Source organism: Streptococcus sp. HMSC10E12 (assembly GCF_001807855.1).
Classification (GTDB): domain Bacteria; phylum Bacillota; class Bacilli; order Lactobacillales; family Streptococcaceae; genus Streptococcus; species Streptococcus salivarius.
Genome location: NZ_KV791114.1, coordinates 32771 through 41122 on the forward strand (window position 1 = coordinate 32771; position 8352 = coordinate 41122).

The window sequence follows — 8352 nt, forward strand, 5'->3', positions numbered from 1 at the left end:
GCTTCTTGTCTTTTATAGGTGTTTCAATTCTTGGTTGAGTTGTTCAATATCCTTTTTCATTTTCCAATAAGAGAAGACCCAAACGAGGAGATAGATAAGGCTGAATTCAATGACTAGCTCCAAGTAGAAAGTTAAACGTAGAGGGAACCATCCGCTGAGGGTAGCTAGTGGAATGAAACCTAGACAGGTCAAGGCGTAGTGAGTGAGGGTTGCACGAAGTAAACTCCACTCAGCCTTACGGAAAATATAACTAGCGACTTCAAAGAGGATACCGATAGCAAACCAAGTGATGAGGCAGTAGGCCAATACCATAGATCCGTGAACCTGATGTGACGTCATCCATTGTCCAATGGCTGAGTGAGGATTTAGAGGCATGTAGCTTGGTGCCCAGATAAGAGACATAATCATGGATACGGCAAGTCCGATAAGGATGCCCTTTGTGCCTGATTTAAAAAGTTGCTTTTTCATTGTAATTTCTCCTTTATTGCTTTGAGGTAACGGCGTGATGAGTAGGTGATTTCCTTGTTTTTAAGGTGAATTTCAACGAGGCCGTTAGGGGTAATGTTGAAGCGTTCAATTTCTTTGAGGTTGACAATCTCTGATTGTGAGATTTTGATAAAGTAAGATGGCAGTTTTTCTAAAACTTGATAGAGACGTAAGCCTAAGTGGTACTCTCCTTGAATAGTTTCAGCTAGAACTTGACGATTTTCGATGTAAATTCTGGAAATAGCATTAGACTCGATGAGATAGGTTTCGCCATCCTTTTTTCCTTTGAGTCGTTGGTTATCATCCAAAGATTCGACAAACTCGACAACTTGCTGAATCTTGGGCGTTCGACTAGGTGCTTGAATCTGCAACATTTCTTCTTGGAATACCGAGTCAATCTGAACTTTTATTTTCATAACTATCCTTTCTTATTGGTAATTGAGGAGGCCTCCTCCCTTTCACACCTTTATTAAACACTATTTACTAGTCCACAGCAATAGCGTTTGTCTATGTGGTTCTATATGGTGTCTAAGTGGTTGAAAATATTTTCGAAAACCCCTATACTTAATGAAAACGTACTGACGAGGTAATCACATGAAATCTATAATGAAATGGCTAGCAGGAATTTTTCTTGCCTGCAGTCTGATTTTGAGCTTTTTTACACCTTTTGAAAAGGCACTAACACTGAACTTGCTTTTGCTTTATTTCTTTGTTAAGCAGTTTATGGATTCGACAAGTTCACCCAAAACCTACCAATGGATTTTCCAAGTCATCTACCTCTTGATTTTTTCTGTGCTCATTTGGTTCAACCTTCGTCATGGGGATATGATTGTTATAGCCACAGCCTTATCTTGGCTAACAGTTGTGTGTGAGTTATGGCTTTATAGGAAGCATTAGTAACAGTTAGAAACAATGATCTCTCAACCTTTTAGAAGGGAAAATAATAATTATGCCAAAAATCATCGAATTACCTGAGGTGTTAGCCAACCAGATTGCTGCTGGTGAGGTCGTAGAGCGCCCAGCCAGTGTTGTCAAAGAGTTGGTGGAAAATGCTATTGATGCAGGTAGCACCCAGATTACCATTGAAGTTGAAGAATCAGGCCTCTCAAAAATTCAAATAACAGACAATGGTGAAGGAATGGCTCAAGCTGATGTGGCCATGAGTTTGCGCCGTCATGCAACAAGTAAAATCAAAAATCAAGGAGATCTCTTTCGTATTCGAACCCTTGGTTTTCGAGGTGAGGCCCTTCCCTCTATAGCTTCTATCAGTCACCTAACTATTGTGACAGCAGCGGATGGGGAAGCCTACGGGACTAAACTGGTTGCTAAAGGTGGAGAAATTGAGAGTCAGGACCCTATTTCAACACCAGTTGGAACAAAGATTACCGTTGAAAACCTATTTTATAATACCCCAGCTCGTCTCAAGTATATGAAGAGTTTACAGGCTGAGTTGGCTCATATTGTCGATGTTGTCAATCGTCTGAGTCTAGCTCATCCCGAGGTTGCCTTTACCTTGCTTAATGATGGTCGTCAGTTGACACAGACATCAGGTACTGGAGACCTCCGTCAAGCTATTGCTGGTATTTATGGTTTGACAACGGCTAAAAAAATGGTGGAGATTTCAAATTCTGACCTTGATTTTGAAGTTTCTGGATATGTTAGTCTCCCTGAGTTGACCCGTGCGAATCGTAACTACATCACGATTCTCATTAACGGACGTTATATTAAAAACTTCCTGCTTAACCGTGCTATTTTTGATGGTTATGGTTCTAAACTCATGGTAGGACGCTTCCCTATTGCAGTTATTGATATTCAGATTGATCCTTACTTGGCCGATGTCAATGTTCACCCAACAAAGCAGGAAGTACGTATCTCTAAAGAAAAAGAGCTCATGGCCCTTATCAGCTCAGCCATTGCTCAAAGCCTTAGAGAGCAGGATTTGATTCCTGATGCCCTTGAAAATCTAGCCAAGTCTAGTACCAGAGGTGCAGCTAAGCCAGTTCAAACCAGTCTTCCACTCAAACAAACCAATCTTTACTATGATAGCAGTCGTAATGATTTCTTTGTCAAACCAGAGACAGTCCAAGAAGATATCAAACCTCTTGTATTAGAGTCAGAGTCTCCAGTTTCATCGGTAGAAAATAAACCGCAACCTTCTGTTAAACAGGCACAACGTTCAGTAGATGAAGGTGATAGCGAACACGAAAAACTTGATTATAAAAACAAGTCGAAAATGAAGCGCATGCTTGAAACTCTGGACAATGAGGAAACATCAACCTTCCCTGAATTAGAGTTTTTTGGTCAAATGCATGGAACCTATCTCTTTGCGCAAGGACAAGGCGGACTTTACATCATTGACCAGCATGCTGCCCAAGAACGTGTCAAGTATGAGTACTATCGCGAAAAGATTGGTGAGGTTGACAGCAGTTTACAGCAGCTTTTGGTTCCCTATCTCTTTGAATTTTCAGGTTCAGACTACATTAGTTTACAAGAAAAAATGTCCCTTCTTAACCAGGTTGGTATCTATTTAGAGCCTTATGGGAACAACACTTTCATTCTTCGTGAACATCCTATCTGGATGAAGGAAGAAGAGATTGAATCAGCGGTCTATGAAATGTGTGACATGCTTCTTTTGACGAATGAAGTGTCTGTTAAGACCTACCGTGCTGAGTTGGCCATCATGATGAGTTGTAAACGTTCAATCAAGGCCAATCATGCTCTTGATGATTACTCTGCGCGTGACCTCCTAGTACAGCTTGCACAGTGTAAAAATCCCTACAATTGCCCTCACGGACGTCCAGTACTTGTCAACTTTACCAAGTCTGATATGGAAAAAATGTTCCGTCGTATCCAAGAAAATCATACAAGTCTACGTGACCTAGGGAAGTATTAAAACTTTTTTCGGTCTTGCTTTACGAATAGGAATGTTAGATTTATAATAGTGGTGAAGATGAGGAATCTTCTAATGTTTTAGCGGATCATTGTAGGATGATTGCCTGATTTTTAAGTTAGGAGGTATAGTGATGAGACACCTAACAAAAACTAACAAACACTTTTTACTTGTTGGCTTAACATTTTTAGCGACTAGCTTGATTTTCTATATTTTGGCCTGGTTAGGTCAACCAAGTTTGGAGAATACTCTCGTAAATGTTTCTAGCATTGCCTTTACTTTAGGCGTTGTAACATATATTCTATTAGGCCTGAAGATGATTACAGATACTTTAAAGACGAGTAGTCATCCTTAAAATAGAGCAAACAGAATCCACTTTCGAGTGGATTTTTTGTTACAATAGTACAGCAGTGCTTGAGATGACAAAATAAACACTCAAGACAATTATCTTACAAGTATAAAATGATAAAGCAAACCATTGAAGAAACGAACGAGAAAGGAAATCACACGCCATGTATGATTACATCAAGGGAACTCTAGTGAAAATTACCGCCAAGTATATTGTTATAGAAGCAAACGGCTTAGGTTATATTGTCACTGTAGCGAATCCATATAGTTTTTCTGACCAAATGAATCAGACTATCCAAGTCTATCTTCATCAGGTTATTAGAGACGATGCCCACCTTCTTTTTGGTTTCCATACTGAAGATGAAAAAGAGGTCTTCCTTAAGCTTATTTCAGTTTCTGGAATAGGTCCGACGACTGCCCTAGCCATTGTTGCTGTAGATGATAATCAAGGCTTGGTTGCTGCTGTTGATAATAGTGACATCAAGTACTTGATGAAGTTTCCAAAGATTGGTAAAAAGACAGCTCAACAAATGGTTCTGGACTTAGCAGGGAAATTTGCAGAGTTACCAACAGAAACGACCAAGACGACACCAAGTCAACCTGAAGGAAATCATCAGTTGGATGAGGCTATGGAAGCTTTGCTTGCTCTTGGTTATAAAGCTGCAGAACTTAAGAAAATCAAGGCCTTCTTCGAAGGAACTAATGAAACGGCAGAGCAATACATTAAATCGGCTCTTAAGATGTTGATGAAATGAGGTAAGCAATGGTCAATCGTTGTCGTTGGGTTCCAACAAACAATAAATTATATTGTGATTATCATGACAAGGAGTGGGGAAAACCTATTGGTGATGACCAAAAACTTTTTGAGCTTCTATGCTTAGAAAGTTATCAGTCAGGGCTTTCTTGGTTAACCGTTTTAAATAAAAGACAGGCCTTTAATCGTGTTTTTCATGACTATGATATTGAGCGTGTTGCCCAGTTTAGCCTAAGTGAACTTGAAGATGCGCTTCAAAATCCAGACATCATTAGGCACAAACTTAAGCTAGAAGCAACCGTAAATAATGCCAAACAAGTACTAAAAATCCAAGATGAATTTGGCTCACTGTCCCATTATTTTTGGCATTTCTTTGACGGAAAGCCCTTGATAAATAATGTACCCACATATAAGGATGTCCCATCATCAACTGACTTATCCCAACAGATTGCCAAAAACCTAAAAAAGAGAGGGTTCAAATTTTTAGGACCGACTACTATATATTCATTTTTACAAGCCGCAGGATTTGTGAATGATCATGAAAACAACTGTGACTTCAAATAAATGAGTAGATTTGATTGACAAGACGAGAAAAACATGTTAGTTTATAAACGAACATGTTTTTGAGATTATTTTACGAATAGTAATATAGGTGAACCAATGAAAGCTGAATTGATTGCAGTAGGAACTGAAATCCTAACCGGGCAAATCACCAATACCAATGCCCAATTTTTATCTGAGAAACTAGCTGAACTAGGAATTGACGTGTATTTTCACACAGCAGTAGGAGACAATGAAAGCCGCCTACTTTCAGTTCTTGATCAAGCCAGTCAGCGTAGTGATTTAGTCATACTTTGTGGTGGACTTGGCCCTACTGAGGACGACCTAACCAAGCAAACACTGGCTAAATTTTTAGGAAAAGAACTCGTTTTTGATGAGGAGGCTAGTAAAAAACTGGATAGTTTCTTTGCTACTCGTCCTAAACACACACGAACGCCTAATAATGAACGTCAAGCACAAATTGTTGAGGGAGCTATTCCCTTGCAAAACCCGACAGGTCTTGCAGTTGGAGGGATTATTACTGCTCAAGGGGTGACCTATGTAGTCTTACCTGGTCCACCAAGTGAACTCAAACCTATGGTGAATCAAGAACTTATTCCAGCTCTTACTGAGAATCACTCAAGTCTTTATTCGAGAGTCCTAAGATTCTTCGGCGTTGGAGAAAGTCAATTAGTGACTGTTCTGAAGGATTTTATTGTTAACCAAACAGATCCAACCATAGCTCCATATGCTAAAGTGGGGGAAGTAACACTTCGCTTGTCAACAAAGGCTTCTTCGCAAGAAGAAGCAGATCAAAAACTAGATGTTTTAGAGAAACAAATTCGTTCGACTAAAACTCTAGATGGCAAATCCTTATCTGATTTCATTTATGGATATGGAGAGTCTAATAGTTTAGCCTTTGAAGCTTTTCGTTTGCTTAAGCACCATGGCAAGACCATCACTGCAGCCGAAAGCCTAACAGCAGGTTTATTTCAGGCTACTATTGCTGATTTTTCAGGAGCCTCACAAGTATTTAAAGGTGGCTTTGTTACTTATAGCATTGAAGAAAAAGCTAAAATGTTGGATATTCCCTTGTCGCAACTAGAAGAACATGGTGTTGTCAGTCATTTTACTGCAGAAAAAATGGCTGAAGGTGCTCGAGCTAAAACAGATAGCGATTATGGAATTGCACTTACCGGTGTAGCTGGACCAGATTCATTAGAAGGACACCTAGCAGGTACGGTATTTATTGGTATTGCTGATAGGAATCAAGTAAGGTCAATCAAGGTTGTTATAGGTGGAAGAAGTCGTTCTGATATTAGATATATTAGTACCCTCTATGCCTTTAACCTAGTTCGCCAAGCTTTATTACAAGAGACAACTTGATTTAAGTTTGTCTTTAACTATAGAAAGAAGAGGAAAATAAGTGGCTAAGAAAACAAAGAAAACAGAAGAAATTACAAAGAAATTTGGAGATGAGCGTCGTAAAGCACTTGACGATGCTTTGAAGAATATTGAAAAAGATTTTGGTAAAGGTGCAGTGATGCGTCTTGGTGAGCGTGCAGAACAGAAAGTTCAAGTTATGAGTTCAGGCTCGCTGGCTTTGGATATTGCTCTTGGTGCAGGTGGTTATCCTAAAGGTCGTATTATCGAAATTTACGGACCAGAATCATCAGGTAAAACAACTGTAGCCCTCCATGCTGTTGCTCAGACACAAAAAGAAGGCGGAATTGCTGCCTTTATCGATGCAGAGCATGCCCTTGACCCTGCTTATGCGGCAGCCCTAGGTGTTAATATCGATGAACTTCTTTTGTCACAACCTGATTCAGGTGAACAAGGTCTTGAAATTGCTGGTAAGCTGATTGACTCTGGTGCAGTTGATTTGGTTGTTGTTGACTCAGTTGCAGCCTTGGTACCTCGTGCAGAAATTGATGGAGATATTGGTGATAGCCATGTCGGACTTCAAGCGCGTATGATGAGTCAAGCCATGCGAAAACTTTCTGCTTCTATCAATAAAACAAAAACAATTGCTATCTTCATTAACCAATTGCGTGAAAAAGTTGGTATTATGTTTGGTAATCCAGAAACAACTCCTGGTGGACGTGCTCTAAAATTCTATGCATCAGTACGTCTTGATGTACGTGGAAATACGCAAATCAAAGGGACTGGTGATAAAAAAGACCAAAATGTTGGTAAGGAAACTAAAATTAAGGTAGTCAAAAACAAGGTTGCTCCACCATTTAAAGAAGCCTTTGTTGAAATTATGTATGGTGAAGGGATTTCACAAACAGGTGAGCTTGTAAAAATCGCTAGTGACTTAGGCATTATTCAAAAAGCTGGAGCATGGTTCTCATATAATGGAGAGAAGATTGGTCAAGGGTCTGAAAATGCTAAAAAATATTTGGCAGATCATCCAGATATTTTTGAAGAAATTGATCATAAAGTACGTGTACACTATGGTTTGATTGAACCAGATGAAGAGGATATTGTTGAAGAAGCACAAGTTGAAGAAACATCTGATGAACTTGTTTTAGACCTAGATTCAACCATTGAAATTGAAGAATAAGTGTAACAGAGCTGAAGAGCTCTTTTTTTCTTTGTTTTTATCTAAATAAAAAGGGTCTGTAATAATTGAAAAAGTTCCCCAAGATTCAAAATAGGTCGCTAGACCGATTTCTAAAATCAAGGACAGTGATAAGATAATAGTATCATGTGACAGAAAGAGAGAATTAACATGATTAAGATTTATACAATCTCAAGTTGTACAAGTTGTAAAAAAGCAAAGACATGGTTGAACAACCATCAACTTCCTTATAAAGAACAAAACCTTGGTAAAGAACCACTTACAAAAGAAGAAATCTTAAACATCCTATCAAAAACAGAGAATGGTGTTGAGAGTATTGTTTCATCAAAAAATCGCTATGCTAAAGCTCTAAATTGTGATATCGACGAGCTCAGTGTCAGTGAGGTGATTGATTTGATTCAAGAAAACCCAAGAATCTTGAAGAGTCCAATCTTAATTGATGATAAGAGATTGCAAGTGGGCTATAAGGAAGATGATATCCGTGCTTTCTTACCACGTTCAATACGAAATGTCGAAAATTCACAAGCACGCATGCGCGCAGCTCTATAAAAAAGTAAAAAAGGAGATACTTGCGATCTTCTTTTTACGTTTACTCTGGCATAGAAAATAAGTATTGACATTAGTTCACAAACTTGATAGACTAATAAAGTCTTAAGGAAATTGTCCAGTAACAAAAAGTTTGAAAAAACTTAAAAAAAGTTATTGACAAGACAAGCTAGAGATGATATTATAAATAAGCTGTTTCGGGAG

10 protein-coding genes are annotated in these 8352 nt (G+C 38.8%); 8 read left to right on the forward strand and 2 right to left on the reverse strand.

Translation table 11 applies throughout. The features are described 5' to 3' along the window. Window positions 1-12: 12 nt before the first annotated feature. Entirely contained in the window at window positions 13-468 is a 456-nt protein-coding gene (locus tag HMPREF3112_RS09515; protein ID WP_002886315.1) for a DUF3021 domain-containing protein, read from the reverse strand. Beyond that, a complete protein-coding gene (locus HMPREF3112_RS09520) occupies window positions 465-902 on the reverse strand; it encodes a LytTR family DNA-binding domain-containing protein (protein WP_038675015.1) in 438 nt (145 codons plus the stop codon). The genes HMPREF3112_RS09515 and HMPREF3112_RS09520 overlap by 4 nt, the downstream gene beginning before the upstream one ends. Window positions 903-1080: 178 nt before the next feature. On the opposite strand from HMPREF3112_RS09520, the gene HMPREF3112_RS09525 reads away from it, so the two are divergent. The 8 genes from HMPREF3112_RS09525 to spx all read left to right on the forward strand — a co-directional run bounded on the left by HMPREF3112_RS09525 (window position 1081) and on the right by spx (window position 8151). Then, complete coding sequence (locus HMPREF3112_RS09525) at window positions 1081-1383, forward strand: hypothetical protein (protein ID WP_038675017.1); 303 nt, start codon at window positions 1081-1083, stop codon at window positions 1381-1383. Between the two features lie 52 nt (window positions 1384-1435). Further along, complete coding sequence (mutL, locus tag HMPREF3112_RS09530; protein WP_048674005.1) at window positions 1436-3379, forward strand: DNA mismatch repair endonuclease MutL; 1944 nt, start codon at window positions 1436-1438, stop codon at window positions 3377-3379. A gap of 130 nt (window positions 3380-3509) precedes the next feature. Further along, window positions 3510-3731 carry a hypothetical protein gene (locus HMPREF3112_RS09535; RefSeq protein WP_002886321.1) on the forward strand — a complete coding sequence of 74 codons (222 nt, stop codon included), beginning with the start codon at window positions 3510-3512 and terminating at the stop codon, window positions 3729-3731. A 157-nt stretch (window positions 3732-3888) separates the two neighbouring features. Then, a complete protein-coding gene (ruvA, locus tag HMPREF3112_RS09540) occupies window positions 3889-4479 on the forward strand; it encodes a Holliday junction branch migration protein RuvA (RefSeq protein WP_004181981.1) in 591 nt (196 codons plus the stop codon). A gap of 8 nt (window positions 4480-4487) precedes the next feature. After that, window positions 4488-5042, forward strand: coding sequence for a DNA-3-methyladenine glycosylase I (locus HMPREF3112_RS09545; protein WP_070439573.1), 555 nt, complete (start codon window positions 4488-4490; stop codon window positions 5040-5042). A gap of 96 nt (window positions 5043-5138) precedes the next feature. Continuing rightward, window positions 5139-6404 (forward strand): competence/damage-inducible protein A, encoded by a 1266-nt coding sequence (locus tag HMPREF3112_RS09550; protein ID WP_070439576.1) that lies wholly within the window; start codon window positions 5139-5141, stop codon window positions 6402-6404. A gap of 40 nt (window positions 6405-6444) precedes the next feature. Then, the gene (gene recA / locus HMPREF3112_RS09555) at window positions 6445-7584 is read left to right on the forward strand and encodes a recombinase RecA (RefSeq protein ID WP_002886327.1); all 1140 of its coding nucleotides are present in this window, start codon (window positions 6445-6447) and stop codon (window positions 7582-7584) included. Window positions 7585-7752: 168 nt separating this feature from the next. After that, the gene (gene spx, locus HMPREF3112_RS09560) at window positions 7753-8151 is read left to right on the forward strand and encodes a transcriptional regulator Spx (protein ID WP_002886328.1); all 399 of its coding nucleotides are present in this window, start codon (window positions 7753-7755) and stop codon (window positions 8149-8151) included. Window positions 8152-8352: the final 201 nt, after the last annotated feature.